General features: G+C 71.7%; 13 protein-coding genes and 1 tRNA gene. 6 read left to right on the forward strand and 8 right to left on the reverse strand.

All coding sequences use genetic code 11. The features are described from left to right. Positions 1-55: 55 nt before the first annotated feature. The gene (phoU, locus tag KVA01_RS10550; RefSeq protein ID WP_141270195.1) at positions 56-754 is read left to right on the forward strand and encodes a phosphate signaling complex protein PhoU; all 699 of its coding nucleotides are present in this window, start codon (positions 56-58) and stop codon (positions 752-754) included. A gap of 70 nt (positions 755-824) precedes the next feature. Here phoU and KVA01_RS10555 read toward each other — a convergent pair whose 3' ends face one another. Continuing rightward, on the reverse strand, positions 825-1,583 hold the full coding sequence (locus KVA01_RS10555) for a phosphoglyceromutase (protein WP_068470497.1): 759 nt from the start codon (positions 1,581-1,583) through the stop codon (positions 825-827). A gap of 79 nt (positions 1,584-1,662) precedes the next feature. On the opposite strand from KVA01_RS10555, the gene KVA01_RS10560 reads away from it, so the two are divergent. Next, positions 1,663-2,472, forward strand: a complete 810-nt coding sequence (locus KVA01_RS10560) for a class I SAM-dependent methyltransferase (protein WP_141270197.1) — start codon at positions 1,663-1,665, stop codon at positions 2,470-2,472. A gap of 45 nt (positions 2,473-2,517) precedes the next feature. Here the strand turns inward: KVA01_RS10560 and KVA01_RS10565 are convergent, their stop codons facing one another. Both KVA01_RS10565 and KVA01_RS10570 read right to left on the reverse strand, forming a co-directional pair. Then, a complete protein-coding gene (locus KVA01_RS10565) occupies positions 2,518-2,868 on the reverse strand; it encodes a DUF2516 family protein (protein WP_068470494.1) in 351 nt (116 codons plus the stop codon). Between the two features lie 9 nt (positions 2,869-2,877). Next, the gene (locus KVA01_RS10570) at positions 2,878-4,008 is read right to left on the reverse strand and encodes a trans-sulfuration enzyme family protein (protein WP_068470492.1); all 1,131 of its coding nucleotides are present in this window, start codon (positions 4,006-4,008) and stop codon (positions 2,878-2,880) included. Between the two features lie 105 nt (positions 4,009-4,113). On the opposite strand from KVA01_RS10570, the gene tmk reads away from it, so the two are divergent. The 4 genes from tmk (at position 4,114) to KVA01_RS10590 (ending at position 7,801) form a co-directional block, all read left to right on the forward strand. Next, complete coding sequence (tmk, locus tag KVA01_RS10575) at positions 4,114-4,863, forward strand: dTMP kinase (protein WP_068470526.1); 750 nt, start codon at positions 4,114-4,116, stop codon at positions 4,861-4,863. Beyond that, positions 4,860-5,987, forward strand: coding sequence for a DNA polymerase III subunit delta' (locus KVA01_RS10580; protein ID WP_068470490.1), 1,128 nt, complete (start codon positions 4,860-4,862; stop codon positions 5,985-5,987). The genes tmk and KVA01_RS10580 overlap by 4 nt, the downstream gene beginning before the upstream one ends. A gap of 28 nt (positions 5,988-6,015) precedes the next feature. Next, on the forward strand, positions 6,016-7,593 hold the full coding sequence (locus tag KVA01_RS10585; protein WP_141270200.1) for an alpha/beta hydrolase: 1,578 nt from the start codon (positions 6,016-6,018) through the stop codon (positions 7,591-7,593). A 135-nt stretch (positions 7,594-7,728) separates the two neighbouring features. Further along, positions 7,729-7,801, forward strand: a tRNA-Thr gene (locus KVA01_RS10590). 315 nt (positions 7,802-8,116) lie between these two features. Here the strand turns inward: KVA01_RS10590 and KVA01_RS10595 are convergent. The 5 genes from KVA01_RS10595 to KVA01_RS10615 all read right to left on the reverse strand — a co-directional run bounded on the left by KVA01_RS10595 (position 8,117) and on the right by KVA01_RS10615 (position 15,609). After that, a complete protein-coding gene (locus KVA01_RS10595; RefSeq protein ID WP_141270202.1) occupies positions 8,117-10,720 on the reverse strand; it encodes an HAD-IC family P-type ATPase in 2,604 nt (867 codons plus the stop codon). A gap of 455 nt (positions 10,721-11,175) precedes the next feature. Beyond that, on the reverse strand, positions 11,176-11,847 hold the full coding sequence (locus KVA01_RS13175) for a hypothetical protein (protein ID WP_068470484.1): 672 nt from the start codon (positions 11,845-11,847) through the stop codon (positions 11,176-11,178). 44 nt (positions 11,848-11,891) lie between these two features. Beyond that, a complete protein-coding gene (locus KVA01_RS10605; protein WP_068470482.1) occupies positions 11,892-12,116 on the reverse strand; it encodes a YbdD/YjiX family protein in 225 nt (74 codons plus the stop codon). Next, positions 12,116-14,401, reverse strand: coding sequence for a carbon starvation CstA family protein (locus KVA01_RS10610; protein WP_141270204.1), 2,286 nt, complete (start codon positions 14,399-14,401; stop codon positions 12,116-12,118). Before KVA01_RS10610 ends, KVA01_RS10605 begins: the two co-directional genes overlap by 1 nt. A gap of 224 nt (positions 14,402-14,625) precedes the next feature. Further along, positions 14,626-15,609 (reverse strand): NAD(P)H-quinone oxidoreductase, encoded by a 984-nt coding sequence (locus KVA01_RS10615; RefSeq protein ID WP_068470478.1) that lies wholly within the window; start codon positions 15,607-15,609, stop codon positions 14,626-14,628. Between the last annotated feature and the right edge of the window lie 60 nt (positions 15,610-15,669).

Consider the following 15,669-nt stretch of genomic DNA (forward strand, 5'->3'; position numbering starts at 1 on the left):
GTTCCGGACGCGTAAGCTACGGGACCAAGAATTGCCGTGAACGAAAGGACCCCCTGTGCGCAAGGTTTTCCAGGCCGAACTCCACCAGGTCGGTGAAGAGCTGATCCAGATCGCCACGCTCGTGCAGGAGGCCCTGGGCAGCGCCCGCACGGCGTTCCTCGACGCGGACATCCAGGTGGCCGAGGAGGTCATCTCCAACGACGCCCGCATCGACTTCCTGCAGAACGACCTGGACGAGCGCTCGATCGACATCCTGGCCCTGCAGTCCCCCGTGGCCTCCGACCTGCGCATGATCGTGGGTGCGCTGCGCATGAGCGCCTCGCTCGAGCGCATGGGCGACCTCGCCCGGCACCTGGCCCAGCTGGCCCGCCTGCGCTTCCCGGAGCCGGTGCTGCCGGAGTCCATGAGCAGCCACTTCGACCAGATGTTCGAGATCGACCTCAAGCTGATCGCGCGCGTGATCACCGTGCTGGAGGACCGGGACATCAGTGAGACGGACGAGATCTTCGCCCTGAAGTCGGAGCTCAACGTCAAGCACCAGCAGGTCTTCGAGATGCTCGCCGCCCCGGACTGGGACTCCTCCGTGCCCACCGCCGTGGACGTCACCCTGGCCTCGCGCTACCTCGAGCGGATCGGCGACCACGGCGTCTCCGTGGCACGCAAGGTCTCCTACCTGGTCACCGGCGACTGGGCCCCCGCGACCGAGAACCGCCCCACCGGCCACGGCCACATCGGCGCCGACGCCGGCGAGTGATTTCGCGGCCCCACACAGAAGGCCCCCGTCACCGAGTGGTGACGGGGGCCTTCTGCACGGGGCGTGACGACTACTTCTTGCCCTGGTTCGCCACGGCCTTGATGGACTCCGCGGCGGCGTCCGGGTCCAGGTAGCGGCCACCGGCGGTGACGGGCTTGAAGTTCTGGTCCAGCTCGTAGAACAGCGGGATGCCCGTGGGGATGTTCAGCCCGGCGATGTCGTCGTCCGAGATGCCGTCCAGGTGCTTCACGAGCGCTCGCAGCGAGTTGCCGTGGGCGGCCACGAGAACCGTCTTGCCGGCCTTGAGGTCCGGCACGATCTGCTCGTCCCAGTAGGGCAGGAAGCGCTCGAGGACGTCCTTGAGGCACTCCGTGCGGGGCAGGTCCGCGACGTCCGCGTAGCGCGGGTCCCCGGCCTGCGACCACTCGGAGGAGTCGTCGATGGCGGGCGGGGGCGTGTCGTAGGAACGGCGCCAGGTCATGAACTGCTCCTCGCCGTACTCCTCGCGGATCTCCGCCTTGTTCTTGCCCTGCAGCGCACCGTAGTGGCGCTCGTTCAGACGCCACGAGCGCTTGACCGGGATCCAGAGGCGGTCCGCGGCGTCGAGCGCCAGGTTGGCCGTGTTAATGGCCCGGCGCAGCAGGGACGTGTGGACCACGTCCGGCAGCAGGTCGTTCTCCGCGATGAGTTCACCGCCGCGCGTGGCCTCGGCACGGCCCTGGTCCGTGAGCGGGACATCTACCCAGCCGGTGAAGAGGTTCTTCTCGTTCCACACGGACTGTCCGTGGCGCAGGAGGATGAGCTTGTGGGTCGTCGAATCGTTAGCCATGACCCCATTGTCCCACCACGGGCGCGCGGGCGGAACGGGTGTCGCGCACTCGTCCGGGCGCTGACAGTACAGTGTCCGTGTGCCAGCCCAGTCCCGCCCCGTGGGGTCCATCACCCGGGGAACCACCAACCCGAACCGGTTGCGCCGGGCGGACCGCTACCTCACCGGCGTCCTGGCTCCGCTGCTGCGCCGCGCCGCGGACCCGCTGCTCGTGGACCTCGGCTTCGGTGCGGCACCCGTGACCACGGTGGAGCTGCTGCGGCGCGCCCGCACCGTGCGGCGGGACGTGGAGATCGTGGGCGTGGAGATCGACCCGGAGCGGGTCGACGCCGCCCGGGTCCACGCCGGCCCGGGGCTCGACTTCCGGCGCGGCGGATTCGAGATCCCCACCGGCGAGCGCCGCCCGGTGTTCGTGCGGGCGTTCAACGTGCTGCGGCAGTACCCCGTGGAGGAGGTCCCGGCAGCGTGGCAGCTCGCGTGCGCACGGCTCGCGCCGGGCGGGGTGCTGATGGACGGGACGTGCGACGAGATCGGCCGGCTGGCCACGTGGCTGTGCCTGGACGGGCGCGGGCCGCGGACGTTCACGGTGAGCCTGCGACCGGGCAGCTACGAGACGCCCTCGGAGGTGGCCGCCCGGCTGCCCAAGATCCTGATCCATCGCAACGTGGCCGACGAGCCGGTGCACGAGTTCCTCGCCGCGGCCGACGCCGCCTGGCGGGCCAGTGCCCCGCTCTCGCCGTTCGGACCCCGCCACCGGTGGATGGCGACGTGCCGGGAGCTGAGGGCCTCCGGGTGGCCCGTGCTGCACGGGCCACGGCGGTGGCGGCTCGGCGAGCTCACCGTGCCGTGGGAGGCCGTGGCGCCGCGCGGCGTCGTCGTCCCCGGCTGAGTCCCGGGTGATCCTCCCGGCCCGGCCCCGGAACGGAGCGTTGCGTCACCAGCGGCGAGGATTCCTGGAGGGCCCGCCGACCGCGGGGCGCACGTCCGCGAGGTACACACCGGCGATCGTGGCCGCCACGAGCATGAGGATCAGCGAGCCGGTGCCCGGAACCCCGATGCTCACCAGGGTCATGGTGGAGAAGACCGCGCTGAAGACGGAGACCACGGCGGCGCCGCCGGTCAGTGCCAGCCAGAACGTCTTGGTGCGCTTCCACGCGCGCTCGAACTCCACCGCCTGGCGGCGCAGGCAGTCCAGCGCGGCCACCAGCGCGAGCACCGCCACCAGCAGCGTGATGGCGTAGTCCAGGTAGTTCGCCAGTACCAGGGCCCAGGGGTAGGAAGTCACGGGAGCAGTCTACCGATCCGCGAGCGCGTCGAGTCCGGGCAGCAGGTCCTCCCACAGGTCCTCGACGTTCTCGATCCCCACGGACAGCCGCAGCAGGCTCTCCGGGACACTCGCGGGCTCGTCGTGGTGGCGGCGCCGCCGCTCGATCAGGGACTCCACGCCTCCCAGGGAGGTGGCCGGGGTCCACAGGTGCAGGTGCGAGACGAGGTCCTCGACCGCCGCGGCGTCCGCGCGGGGCACCACGGAGATCACGGAGCCGAAACCGCCGCTCATCTGCGCCGCGGCGCGCCCGTGACCGGGATCCCCGGGCAGCCCCGGGTACAGGACGGTCGCCACCGCCGGATGGGCCTCGAGGCGGCGTGCGAGCTCGGCGGCACTGGCCATGGAGCGTTCCACACGCAGCGCGAGCGTGCGGACCCCGCGCAGTGCGAGCCACGCCTCGAACGGCCCGGGGACGGCGCCCTCGAGGGTGCGCTGCGCGTGCAGCCGCGTGCGCAGCTCAGGCGTGGCGCACAGCACCGCGCCCATCAGGACGTCCGAGTGGCCGGCGATGTACTTGGTCGCGGAGTGCACCACGAGATCCGCCCCCAGCGTGAGCGGGCGCTGCAGCAGCGGCGTGGCGAAGGTGTTGTCCACGCACGTGAGCACACCCTTCTCCCGCGCGCCGGCGATCAGGGCCGGCAGGTCCGCGACCTCCAGCATGGGGTTGGTGGGGCTCTCGACCCACAGCACGTCCGCGCCGTCGAGGGCCGCCAGCGTCTGCTGCGTGTCCGCGATGTCCACGGTGCGCACGGTGAAGATCCCGCGCTGCTCCCAGGCCCGCGCGAGCTGCGCGCTGCCCTGGTAGCTGTGGCGCGGCAGCACGAGGGTGCCGCCCACCGGCACGAGCGTCAGCGCGGCGGTGATCGCGGCGAGCCCCGAGGCGTACGCGAGCGCCGGGCACGGGGACTCCTCCAGATCCGCGAGGACCTCCTCGAAGGCCTCCCACGTGGGGTTCGTCTGGCGGGCGTACGAGCGGTCCGTGTCCGCGACCTCTCCCACCCCGCGGTACGTGGAGGTCAGCACCACCGGTGGGTTCACGGGGGCGTCGTGCTCGTGTCCCGGACGCCCGCCGGCGACCACCACAGTGTCTTTTCGCATGCTCCCCACCCTATCCGGCCCCGTCCGGGGGCCGCCGTGCGTTCCGCCCTCCCCCGGTTCGGAGGCGGCCTCTGCGTGTCGGCGGGCCTCGCTACAGTGGTGGGCGTGAAACAGACAACGCGCGGCGCACTCATCGTGTTCGAAGGCGGTGACGGCGCGGGGAAGTCCACCCAGGTCCAGGCCCTCGCCCGTGCCCTGCGCGCGGCCGGACGCACGGTCACGTGCACCCGCGAACCCGGCGGCACGCCCCTCGCGGAGGCCGTGCGCGCGCTCGTCCTCGATCCCTGCCACACCCCCGTGTCCGCGCAGACCGAGGCGCTGCTCTTCGCCTCCGCCCGCGCGGACCACGTGACCCGTCTGATCCGCCCCGCGCTGCAGCGCGGGGAGGTCGTGGTCAGCGACCGCTTCGTGGACTCCTCCGCCGCCTACCAGGGAACCGGCCGCGGGCTCGGCGTGGACAGCGTGCTCGCGCTGAACGAGTGGGCGCTGCAGGGCCTCGTTCCCGACCTCACGGTGGTGCTGGACGTGGACCAGGACACCGCCGAGTCGCGCCGCGCCCGGCGAGGGCTGCCGGAGGACCGCATGGAGTCCGAGGCCGGGGCCTTCCACCGGGCCGTCAACGCCACCTTCCGGGAGCTCGCGGCGCGCTCGCCCGAGCGCTACCTCGTGCTCGACGCCGCCCTCCCGGCCGAGCAGATCACCCGCACCGTGGCAGAGCGGGCCCTGGCGCTCACGGCGCCCGCGGCGTCGTCGTCCTCCCCCGCGTCCGCATCCTCGCCCGGTGCCCGTCCGGGCCTCTCCCACGCGGCCCCTTCCGAGTCTCACGGCGCCCCCTCCGAGGACGTGACCCGATGAGCGTGTGGGACGAGGTGGTGGGGCAGCCGCGCGTGGTCGAGCAGCTGCAGCGCGCCGCGCGCGACAACGACCCCACCCACGCCTGGCTGTTCACCGGCCCGCCCGGCTCCGGGCGCTCCACCGCGGCCCGGGCCCTGGCCGCCGCCCTGCTGTGCGAGCGCGGCACCGGGTGCGGGCAGTGCCACGCGTGCCGCACCGCGTTCGCCGGCACCCACGCGGACGTCACCAACTTCGTGACCGAGAACCCGCAGATCAGCATCGAGGAGGCCCGGGGGCTCGTCGTCAAGGCCCAGGACCGCCCGTCCGTGGGCTCGTGGCGGATCATGATCGTCGAGGACGCGGACCGCATGACGGAGCGGACCTCTAACGTGATGCTCAAGAGCATCGAGGAGCCGCCACCGCACACCATCTGGCTGCTGTGCGCGCCCTCCCCCATGGACGTGCTCGTCACCATCCGCTCGCGCTGCCGCGCGGTGACCCTGAAGGTACCGTCCCCCGAGGACGTCGCGGCGCTGCTCGTCGCGCGCCACGGCGTGCCCCAGCAGCGAGCCGAGCAGTGCGCGCGTCTGGCCCAGTGCCACGTGGGCGTGGCCACCCGGCTCGCCCTGTACGACGACGCCCGCACACGCCGCCAGGAGGTCGTGTCCCTGCCGCTGTCCATGCACGGGGTGACCCAGGCCGTCCGGGCCGCGGACCGGCTGCACCGCCTGGCCGTGGACGAGTCCGCGGCAGACGCGGAGGCCCGCAACGACGAGGAGCGCGCCCAGCTGCTCGTGTCCATGGGGGCTCCGGAGACCGGTCGCGTACCACCGGCCATCCGCGGCGCGCTGAACCGTTTGGAAGCGGATCAGAAACGCCGATCCCGCCGCATCCAGACGGACACCCTCGACCGCTTCCTGATCGACCTGACCACGTTCTACCGGGACGTGCTGAGCGTGCAGCTCGGCACCGGGGTGGCACTCGTCAACGGTCACCTCGAGGAGCAGATCCGGGGCTACGCGACCAACTCCGCGGCGGAGCAGACGCTGCACAGGATCGACGTGATCAGCGAGACGCGCCAGCGCATCCGCACGAACGTGAGTGCGCAGCTCGCGTTCGAGTCCATGATGGTCTCCATCGTCTGAGCCCTGCCCCCCCTTCCGAGAGGCCCCCGTGAAGAACACCCGATCCCGCCGTGCCCTGGTCGTGCTCGGCACTCTCGCCCTGGCTCTCACCGGCTGCTCCGGCGGTGGCTCCTCGACATCCGGCAACGCGTCCGGCTCCGCGGACCCGGACGTCACGGCGAGCGGTGACCCCGCCCTGCAGGGGTACTACACGCAGTCGCTGGACTGGACCGGGTGCGGGAAGACCACCGGCGGTCAGGACCTGCCGGAGACGGTGCAGTGCGCGAAGGTCACCGTGCCCGTGGACTACGCGGACCCGTCCGCCGGGGACACCCACGTGGAGATCGCGCGGCTGAAGGCCTCGGGGTCCTCGCCCGAGGGCACCCTGTTCCTCAACCCGGGCGGGCCCGGCGGCTCCGGCGTGGACATGATGGCCTCCACGGACTACTTCACGTCCCAGCAGACCCGCAAGGCCTACGACCTCGTGGGCTTCGACCCCCGGGGCGTGGACCGCTCGGACGGCATCCGCTGCCTCTCGGACAGGGAGCAGGACGAGTGGCGGCAGGAGCCTGCGTTCGACCCCGCGAAGCAGAGCCTCGAGGAGGTGCGAGCCAGCTCCCGGAAGATCGGCGAGAAGTGCCACGAGAAGTCGTCGGCCGTGGTCTCGCACATGGACACACAGAGCGTCGCTCGTGACCTGGACGTCATTCGCGCCGTGCTGCAGCAGCCGGTGACGCACTACCTGGGCTTCTCCTACGGCACGGAGATCGGTGCCACCTACGCGCACCTCTTCCCGCGGCGCACCGGGCGCATGGTGCTCGACGGCGCCGTGGACCCCACGCTCGGCGAGCGCGCCGCCACGCTCGCCCAGGCCGAGGGCTTCGAGGACAACCTGCGCCACTTCGTGGCCGACTGCCAGGCGAACACCCGCGGCTGCGCCGTGGCCGGCAGCAGCGTGGACGAGGGCATGACCGCGATCCAGGACATGCTGCGCAAGGTCGCCCAGGGGCACGTGACCGTCTCGGACGGGCGCACCCTCACGGCGACCAACGCGCTCGAGGGCATCCTGGTGCCCCTCTACTCAACCACGGGGTACGCACAGCTCAACAGCGCACTGAAGGAGGCGTTCGACGGGCACTACGACACCCTCATGGGGTTCTCGGACTCCAACCACGGACGCGACTCCTCCGGGAAGTACACGAGCAACGTGTCCATGGCGTTCACCGCGGTGACGTGCCTGGACGCGGACCCGGCCCGGGTGAGCGACGCGCAGATGAAGGAGGCCGCGCAGCAGATGACCGAGAAGGCCCCCACGTTCGGCCCCTACCTGGGCTACGGTGCGGCGTCGTGCCAGGGCTGGCCGGACCGCCCGGTGGAACGCATCGCCGACTACCACGCGGACCTCGACACCTCCGCACTCGTCGTGGGCACCACCCACGACCCCGCCACCCCCTACGCGTGGGCGAAGTCCCTCACCGGCCAGCTCGGCGACGCCCGGCTGCTTTCCCACGAGGGCTACGGGCACACGGCCTACACCTCCGGCAGCACGTGCGTGGCCCGCGCCGTGGACGACTACCTTCAGAAAGGCACCCTGCCTGACGACGGCACGGTCTGCGACGCCGGCTGACCGCCTCCCGGACACGGGCTGACCGTCCAGCAGGCAGCCGGCTTCCTGCCCCGACCGCCCGCGGCTGATTGGTGGAGCGCCGCCGCCATCTGATACTGTTTCGGCGTGCATCTGGGGTCTTCGCGCCCCGGTCACGCCGCCTTAGCTCAGTCGGTAGAGCGATTCACTCGTAATGAATAGGTCGCCGGTTCGATTCCGGCAGGCGGCTCCGCATCGAACAAGAGCCCCGTCACCGTTGGTGACGGGGCTCTTGCCGTGTTCGGGAGGTGCCCCCCCCCGGCATGCGCACCTGCGCCGGGGACACGCGCCAGCACCAGCGACCGGGAGCGCGGGGACGAGTCAGGGTCACGGGTGGCCGCGGTGGCGTTGTCCACCCGGGTCACCCGACGGGACCGGGGGGGCGAGAGGTGGTCGTGGTCGCGTCGCCCTCCCCGGCTGCCTCCGAAAGCACCGGAGGGGACGACGGGGCACCGCCGCGGCGTCGTCGTCCCCTCCAGTGCGCGAGTCGCTCCACTCGCGCTCGTCACTCGGCTCGCGCGGCCGCCTCGTAGGCCTCGGGCTGCGTGCGCCGCAGCCAGCGGGTGTGCACGCGGAAGTTGATCTCCACGAGCACGGAGCCCGCGAGTGCCACCGCCAGGGAGGCCCACAGCAGCGACGGGTGGGGCAGCTCGAACTGGTGGTACATCAGGGACAGCGGGACCACCAGGACCAGCACGAGACCCACGTACATGGCCACGACCAGCGCCAGACGGATCTTGGTGAGCGGGCGCGATCCCACGCACAGGATCCACAGCCCCACAAGCACCAGCACCAGGAAGCTCGCGGTCTGGAACGCGCGCGTGCTCTGCGCGGGGTCCAGGGTGCGCTCGTAGAGGTTGAGGCCCACCACGGACAGCGCCACGATCACGGCACTGGGCACGGAGAAGTGCAGCGCCCGCCTGAGGTAGCCGGAGACGTAGCGGCGGGAGTTCGGCAGCATGGCCAGGATGAACGACGGCGCGCCGAGCATCAGGAAGTCCGCGGTGGAGTACTGGCGCGGCAGGAACGGGAAGGTCCAGGCGAGCACGCCCAGGATCACGCCCATGAAGACCGCGAACCCGGTCTTGCTGAGGAACAGGTGCGTCACGCGCTCGATGTTCGCGATGATCTTCCGGCCCTCCGCGAGCACGGACGGCAGCCGCGAGAACTGGCCGTCCAGCAGCACGAGCCGGGACACGGCCTTGGTCGCGGGGGCGGCGTTGCCCATGGCGATGCCGAGGTCCGCGTGCTTCAGGGCGAGGGCGTCGTTGATGCCGTCGCCGGTCATGGCGACCACGCGTCCGCTCTCCTGCAGCCCCAGGACCATGTTCTTCTTCTGGTGCGGGGAGACCCGGCCGAACACGCTGTGCTCGAGGGCCGCGCGGTGCAGCTCCTCGCCGTCCTCCGGCAGCTGGGTCGCGTCCACCGCGCCCTGGGAGACGTCCATGCCCGCCATCTTCGCCGCGGCGGCCACGGTTGCGGGGTTGTCCCCGGAGAAGACCTTGAGGTCGATCCCCTGCTCGGTGAAGTAGGCCAGCGTCTCGCGGGCGTCCGAGCGGACCTGCTCGCGGAAGGTCAGCAGCAGCTGCGGCTCGAGGTCCGCCGGCAGCTCCTGCGCGGCGCGCTTGCGGGTGCCGTCCCCGCCCTCCTCGGTGACCAGGTGTGCGGCGTGGGAGAGCACCATGGTGCGCATCCCGGCGGCGGCCAGCTCCTGCGCGTGCTCCCGGGCCTCACGGTGCTCGGAAGCGTTGAGCAGCACCTCCGGCGCACCCAGCACCCACGCCCCGGAGTCCGGGAACTCCACGCCGGAGAACCTATTGGCGGAGGAGAAGCCCAGCACGGCCACCGGCTCCTGCGGGTTGGGGTGCTCGAAACCGCCGGCGAGCGCCGCGGCGGTCGGGTTCGCGTGCGGGTCCGCGCCGAACCACGCCAGCGCGGCGGCGGCCTCCGGGGAGGGTTCGACGGCGTCCGTCGGGATCGCGGCGTCGGCCCCGACCTCTGCCGTCGCGGCATTTTCCGCCCCGGTCCCGTTCCCCGCCCCGGTGCCCTGCTCGGTCCGGGCCCCTGACGGCGACGTCGACGGCGCGAGGCTGCGTGCGGCGTCGAAGGAGACACCGCCCTCGGTCAGGGTCCCGGTCTTGTCGAAGCACACGGTGTCCACGCGGGCGAGAACCTCCACCGCGGGCTGCTCCTGGATCAGGACCTCCTGCCGGGCGAGCTTCACGGCGGCCACGGCGAAGGTGATGGTGGTCATCAGGGCGAGCCCCTGGGGGACCATCGAGGCCACGGAGGAGACCGAGGCGACCAGGGCGTCCTCCCAGGCCCCGCTCGAGATCGCGTGCTCCCAGCCCCCGGCGGCAACCATCTGGCCGTTGAGCACCACCGCGATGATGGGCACGAGGGCAATGGTGAGCCAGCGCACCACGCGCGCGAGGGACTCCCGCAGCTCGGAGCGGATGGGCGCGAACTGGCGGGCCTCCTTGGCGAGCTTCGAGGCGTGGGACTTGCCTCCCACGGCGGTGACCCGCACGGTGCCGGAACCGCTCGTCACGCTGGAGGCGGAGAAGACCTTGTCCCCGGGCTGCTTGACCACGGGGTCGTTCTCGCCGGTGAGCAGGGACTCGTCGATGTCCAGGCCGTCCGACTCCAGCACCTGCGCGTCCGCGGGCACCTGGTCGCCGCGGGAGAGCAGCAGGACGTCGTCCAGGACGATGTCCTCCAGCGGGATCTTGACGGCCTCCCCGTCCCGGCGCACGGCGGCGGGGTCACGGCGCAGCAGCGCGATCTTGTCGAGCTGGCGCTTCGCGGAGAACTCCTGCACGAAGCCGATCACCACGTTGCTCACGGCGGCCACGAGGAAGAGCAGGTCCAGCCAGCGGCCCAGCATCACGATCACGGCGCCGCACAGCCCCAGCACCAGGTTGAACAGGGTGAACAGGTGGGTGCGGATGATCGCCCACAGGCTGCGGGACGTGGTGTCCGGCTGCGCGTTCGTCAGCCCGAGCTCCACGCGTTCGGAGACCTGCCCGGAACTGAGCCCCTCCCGAGCCAGGGTGCCGTCATCGGGCCGTTCGGGCCTCTGGGCGGCTTTCGGGCTCCGCTGGGACATCGCTCTCCTCGGCTCGGCTCGGCATCCGACCCGCTGCCCCACGCAGGTGCATCGCACGGGGCGGACGGCGCGCCTCCACCCGGTGAGCAGGGGCGACGCCGCTGGTCGGAAAGGCCGGGGAAGTGCTCCTCCCCGGTCCTTCCAGTAAATCATTCCCGGTCCCGCGCAGTGCCCCCGGCGCTCCCTCGGCTGCAGATTCATCACGGACCGGCGAGGTCTTCCCTGCCACAACGGCGTTTCATATCATGGACCCAGGACGTTGCGGCTCTGGCTTGCCCAATGCTCCACGACAGGGGACGCACAGAGACCCCGAGGGTTCTGCGACCGGTCGGGCTCGACCGGCAGAGCTTCGATACCCTCGGGGTCTCGTTCTGCCCCGTACACCGTTGTCCGGGAACACGCACGCTCTGACCGGGCGTCCCTGCGTGGCAGGCACCGAGCAGTCCTCGCGCCCCTCAGTACTGGCCGCGGCGCCCCGAGCGCGCCTCCATGAGCTCCTCCGCGGCCGCCACATACTCCTCCACCACACCGGATCGGCGCTGGATCGATCCTGCCCCCGGACCAGGGGCGGAACCGGGGCCAGCGGTGGAGCCCGAGACGATAGCGGAACCGGAGGTGGCGCCGGGACAGGGCGCGGCGGCGTCGTCGGTCCCGGCGGGAGCACCCGGCGCCACGACGTCCGCTCGAGCACCCGCGGCGTGGACCCCCGCACCAGCGGCGCCGGGTCCCAGGTCTGCGGCGCCCTGCGGCCCCCGGCCCGCCGTGGCGAACCGCGCCATGGTCAGGGCCTCCGCGGTCTGGGCCATCGAGTTGCCCGCCCGGGAGAGCTGGCGGTGGACGTCCGAGAGGTAGCCGTCCGTGGAGTGCGGGATGTCCTGGGTCTGCGAGGGCGCCCGGAAGTGGGCCTCGGTGCACACTGCCCGCACGCGCGGCAGCAGCTCGGCGAGCTCGTTGGCCACGGGCACGGCGACGGCGCGCAGCTCGGGATCGTGGACGGACTCGAGGATCTGGTGGTACCGGTCGAGGCCCCGCTTGAAGCGGTCGTGCGCGCGGCGCCAGACGCCCTCGCCCAGCTCGCGCTCGTCGCGGCGCGTGGCCCTGTAGTCACCGAAGAAACCCACCGACATCCCTTTCCCGCCCGCCGTCCGCGGACGGCGGCCATCCTACCGCCTCAGCAGCAGCGGCCCTCGGGGTGGGCGTCCTGCCAGTCCTGGTAGTCGCGCCAGAACTCGCGCTCCGACATGGGCTCCGAGCCGGAGCCGGAGGCCCGGTGGTACTGCAGGTAGCGCTCGTACCTGTCCGCGCCGAGCACACCGTTGCCGAAACGCAGCGCCGCCCGCCACCAGGTGCCGAGGCGCGGACGCCCCGGCACCTGTGGCTCCACGGTGCCGGCCATCAGTGGTGCGCCCCACCCGTGGGCGTGCGCCGCTCGAGGGGCAGCGCCTCCCACTCCCGCGCGAGCGCCTTCTCGGACGGCGTGGCCACCAGGCCCGACGGCGCGTAGAACCAAGACTCAACGAACGGGTCCTCGTGGGTTCCCCGGCCGCGGCCCCGCAGAGCCTTGACGGTCTCCACGACGCCCATGACCACCACGACGATGGTGAGCACCACGAACAGGACGGACAGCGTTCCCTGCACGAACGTGTTGCGGACCACGGCCTCCATGGCCTCCACGTTCTTGGCGGTGCCGAAACTGGTCTTGCCCTGGCCCAGGGCGTCCTGGAACGCGAAGTGGTTGGCCCAGTAGCCGACCTTGGGATCGGAGGAGAAGATCTTCTGCCACGAGCCGGTGACCGTGACCAGGACGTCGAAGAGCAGCGGCAGGATGATGATCCAGAGGTACCTGAACCGGCCCTGGTTCGCGGCGATCGCCAGGCACACCGCGAGCGCGATGGCCGCGAGCAGCTGGTTGGCGATGCCGAACAGCGGGTAGAACGTGTTGATCCCGCCCAGGGGGTCGGTGACGCCCAGGATCAGGATGGTTCCCCACCCGGCGACCATGACCGCGGTGGTCAGCCAGGCCCCGGCACGCCAGTTGGTGTCCCGGAAGCGGGGGAAGAAGTTGCCCAGGGTGTCGGTGAGCATGAAGCGCGCCACGCGGGTGCCGGCGTCCACGGCGGTGAGGATGAACAGGGCCTCGAACATGATGGCGAAGTGGTACCAGAAGCTCATCATCGAGGCCCCGCCGAACCACTGCTGCATGATGTGCGACAGGCCCACGGCCAGGGTGGGTGCGCCACCGGTGCGGGAGACGATGGTCTCCTCACCGACCGCTTCCGCGGTGCCCTGCAGCAGCTCGGGGGTCACGTGCACCCCGGAGAGGCCCAGCGAGTTCACGAACGCCGCCGCACCCTCCACGGTGCCCATGGTGGCGGCGGGGGACGCGTTCATCGCGAAGTAGATGCCGCGGTCGATCGACACCGCCGCGACGAGCGCCATGATGGCCACGAAGGACTCCATGAGCATGCCGCCGTAGCCGATGAAGCGTGCCTGGCGCTCCTTCTCGATCATCTTGGGCGTGGTGCCGGAGGCGATCAGCGCGTGGAACCCGGACAGCGCGCCGCACGCGATGGTCACGAACAGGAACGGGAAGAGGGAGCCCGTGAACACGGGGCCGTCCGAGCGCCCGGCGAACTCGCTCACGGCGGGGACGGTGATCTCGGGGCGGACCACGACGATCGCGGCCGCGAGCAGCAGGATGGTCCCCACCTTCATGAACGTGGAGAGGTAGTCGCGCGGGGAGAGCAGCAGCCACACGGGCAGCACGGCGGCCACGAAGCCGTAGCCGATCACGCACCACGCCAGGGTCACGCGGTCCAGGGTGAACAGCTGCGCGCCGAGCTCGCTGTCCGCGACCCAGCCGCCGGCCACGATCACGGCCATGAGCAGCACGAAGCCGATGACGGAGACCTCCATGACCTTGCCCGGGCGCAGGTAGCGCAGGTACACGCCCATGAACAGTGCGATGGGGATGGTCATGCCCACCGAGAACACGCCCCACGGGGACTCCCCCAGGGCGTTGACCACCACGAGGGCCAGGATGGCCACGATGATGATCATGATGGTGAGAGTGGCAATGATCGCCGCGTACCCGCCCACCACGCCGAGCTCCTCGCGGGCCATCTGGCCGAGCGAGCGGCCGCCGCGGCGCATGGAGAAGAACAGCACCAGGTAGTCCTGCACCGCCCCGGCCAGGATCACGCCGACGATGATCCAGATGGTGCCCGGCAGGTAGCCCATCTGCGCCGCGAGCACGGGGCCCACGAGCGGGCCCGCACCGGCGATGGCCGCGAAGTGGTGGCCGTAGAGCACCCGCCGGTCCGTGGGCATGTAGTCCTTGCCGTTGGCGTAGTACTCCGCCGGGGTGGCGCGACGGTCGTCCGGGCGGGTCAGCTTCAGCTCGATGAACTTGGAGTAGAAGCGGTAGGCGATGAAGTAGCTGCACACCGCCGCGAACACGAACCAGATGGCGTTGACGGACTCGCCGCGCGCGAACGCGATCATCACCCATGCCACACCCCCGAGCAGGGCGACGCCCACCCACAGGGCGATGCGCAGCGGCGTCCAGCGCGTCCGCTCCCGCTCCAGGACCTCCGGGTCCACGTGGTTCGGCGGAAGGTCCTCGTGACCTCCCTCGGCCGGGTGCGGGGAGCCCGCGGGGTGAGGGTGCGTGGTGCTCATGGGGGAAGACTCCGAATCTCGTGCGGCACACGCGGTGCCGGGTGTGATGGCCCGCACGAGTCTATGCGAGCCACGTCACGAGCTGTTCCACCCCGGACGACGGCCCCTTCCCACCCCTGCCCGACGGCGCCCTCCAGCCACCGTGGTGGCCGCAGCCTGCGGCGGGGACCACCCGACCGCCGGCTCCGGCGCCGCCGCGGGTGCGCGCGCGTCGTCGGCCCCCCTCAGAGCGTCAGCAGCACCTTTCCCGTGTGGGAACCGGCGTCGAAGTACTCGTGCGCCGCCCTGACCTCGTCGAGCGGGAAGGTGCGGGACACGAGCGGGCGGACCGCCCCGGAGGCCACGAGCGGCCACACGTGCTCGCGCACCGCCGCCATGATCCGGGCCTTCTCCTCCGCGGGCCGGGCACGCAGGGTCGTGCCGATGACCGCCGCGCGCTTGGCGAGCAGCCGCCCCACGTTCAGCTCGCCCTTGGCACCGCCCTGCATGCCGATGACCACGATGCGCCCGTTGGTCGCCACGGCGCGCAGGTTCGGGTCCAGGTAGGCGGCCCCGACGACGTCGAGGATCACGTCCGCGCCGCGGCCGTCGGTGAGCTCGTGGACGCGTGCCACGAAGTCCTCGTCCCGGTAGTTGATCGCGGTGGCTCCCAGCTCGGTGACCACCCGCGCCTTCTCGTCGCTGCCCACCGTGGCGAGCACCGTGAGCCCGAGCGCACGGGCCACCTGGATGGCGTGCGTCCCGATGCCACCGGCGCCGCCGTGCACGAGCAGCGTCTCGCCCTCGCGGGCCGACGCCGCCATGAAGACGTTGGAGAACACGGTCGCGGCCACCTCGGGCAGGCCCGCCGCGGCGACCGGGTCCACGCCGTCGGGCAGCGGGAGCACCTGCCGCCACGGCGCCACCACGCGCTCGGCGTACCCGCCGGAGTCCACCAGCGCGACCACGGGATCGCCCACCGACAGTCCCGCGCTGTCCGGGACCTCGTCCCCGATCTCCAGCACCGTGCCGGAGACCTCCAGGCCGAACACGTCCGAGGCCTCCGGCGGCACGGCGTAGTGGCCCTGCCGCTGCAGGACGTCCGCGCGGTTCAGCCCCGCCGCCGTCACCCCGATCAGCACACCGTCCGCCGTGAGCTCCGGCTCGGGGGCTTCGCTCACCGTCAGGACCTCGGGCCCACCGGATTCCAGGTCACGCACTGCACGCACGGGATTCTCCCTCCACTCGTCAACTCGTCGCGGCCATCCTCCACCCGTCCGGCCCGGGTG

It is taken from the genome of Kocuria varians (assembly GCF_006539885.1).
Classification (GTDB): domain Bacteria; phylum Actinomycetota; class Actinomycetes; order Actinomycetales; family Micrococcaceae; genus Kocuria; species Kocuria varians.

Coding starts and splice junctions, on each gene's coding strand:
- KVA01_RS10555 (WP_068470497.1), bottom strand. CDS start 1,583: ATGGCTAACGATTCGACGACCCACAAGCTCATCCTCCTGCGCCACGGA.
- KVA01_RS10570 (WP_068470492.1), bottom strand. CDS start 4,008: ATGCGAAAAGACACTGTGGTGGTCGCCGGCGGGCGTCCGGGACACGAG.
- KVA01_RS10580 (WP_068470490.1), top strand. CDS start 4,860: ATGAGCGTGTGGGACGAGGTGGTGGGGCAGCCGCGCGTGGTCGAGCAG.
- KVA01_RS10595 (WP_141270202.1), bottom strand. CDS start 10,720: ATGTCCCAGCGGAGCCCGAAAGCCGCCCAGAGGCCCGAACGGCCCGAT.
- KVA01_RS13175 (WP_068470484.1), bottom strand. CDS start 11,847: ATGTCGGTGGGTTTCTTCGGTGACTACAGGGCCACGCGCCGCGACGAG.
- KVA01_RS10605 (WP_068470482.1), bottom strand. CDS start 12,116: ATGGCCGGCACCGTGGAGCCACAGGTGCCGGGGCGTCCGCGCCTCGGC.
- KVA01_RS10610 (WP_141270204.1), bottom strand. CDS start 14,401: ATGAGCACCACGCACCCTCACCCCGCGGGCTCCCCGCACCCGGCCGAG.